This is a genomic window from Acinetobacter sp. ACNIH3 (assembly GCF_002918965.1).
Taxonomy (GTDB): Bacteria; Pseudomonadota; Gammaproteobacteria; order Pseudomonadales; family Moraxellaceae; genus Acinetobacter; species Acinetobacter schindleri.
In genome coordinates this window covers 1-1191 of sequence record NZ_PQLP01000129.1, presented here as the reverse complement: position 1 = coordinate 1191, position 1191 = coordinate 1, and the positions used below count along the sequence as shown (strand labels likewise).

Genomic DNA, 1191 nt, shown 5'->3' with positions numbered 1-1191 from the left:
ACCACCTCTTTTAAGGCATTGGCCAGAGGTTCCAGTTCTACACCGCAGCGACCTATCCAGTCAGATAAAGTGGATCTGGACAGATCAATGCCAGCCCGCTGATAGATCAGGCGCTGACGGTACAGCGGCAAATGATCGGCATACTTCGATACCAGCACATGGCTGAGCAATTCAGGTGAAGCAATGCCTTTATCAATCACATAGGCGGGCATCGCTTGCTGAGTTAGAGTGTCACACTGATCACAGACCCATTTACCACGCACATGCTGTTCCTTATAGAACTGTGCCGGTCTGAAATGCAGTTTTTCACTGACATCTTCGCCGATACGACGGAGTTGGCAGCCACAAGCACATTGGGTTGATGCAGGTTCATGCTCAATACGGATGGTGTGTAGATGATCTGGCAGTGGTCGACGTTTAGGTTTATTGGTTTTGGCTTTCTGTGTCGCTGCATTGGTTTTATCTGCATTTAGCCGTTCCAGTTCTAGATCAACCGCGGCAATATCTTCTTCAACCGCTTCATCCCACAGATGGATTTGTTTTGCCGTTAAGTGTTCATTCTTTTGGGCGAATTTGTGCTTTTTAAACAGCGCCAGTTCATGCTCGTATTTTTGATTGAGAATAGAAAGATGTTGAACTTTGGCATCCAATTGTTGGTTTGATTGTGCTAGAGACTGATGCTGCAGCGCCAACTGCCTGGTGAATTCCAGCAGTTGTTCATGGGTCAGTTGGCTTAAGTCAGGCAGCGTATTCATGACCGCAGTATGCCTGAGGTCATGAGAAGAATGAAATAGAACGTTTGGAGAATAGCAGAATGGTCGAGCCTGGTTTAAAGCATCGTCACCACCTGCTGTCGTCCAATGCGCTGCCAGGGCAAACCTTGGATCAGTGCCTGTAACTGTTCCGGGCTGAGGGCCACGGTTTCACCTTGGTGAACTTGAGCCCAGTGAAATTTGCCCTGTTCCAGCCGCCGGGCACACAGCCAGATGCCCAATCCATCATGTACCAGCACTTTCATGCGATGGCCACGTTTATTACAGAACAGGTAAGCACAATGCGGTTTGATGTAGCCAAAGGCTCTCACCACCTGAGCCATGGTCGTATCCATACCTGCACGCATGTCCATGGGCTGAGTAGACAACCAGATTTCATCAATGCGGATCATGTTGCAAGTGCCTTGAGTAATTCTGC

General features: G+C 48.7%; 1 protein-coding gene and 1 pseudogene. Both read right to left on the bottom strand.

The features are described from left to right. Positions 1-755: pseudogene (locus C3420_RS17030) on the bottom strand (IS66-like element ISAba25 family transposase); the annotation flags it as partial. Positions 756-829: 74 nt separating this feature from the next. Further along, positions 830-1191: IS66 family insertion sequence element accessory protein TnpB (gene tnpB, locus C3420_RS17025; RefSeq protein WP_228152990.1), on the bottom strand; the 362-nt coding region annotated here is incomplete at its 5' end.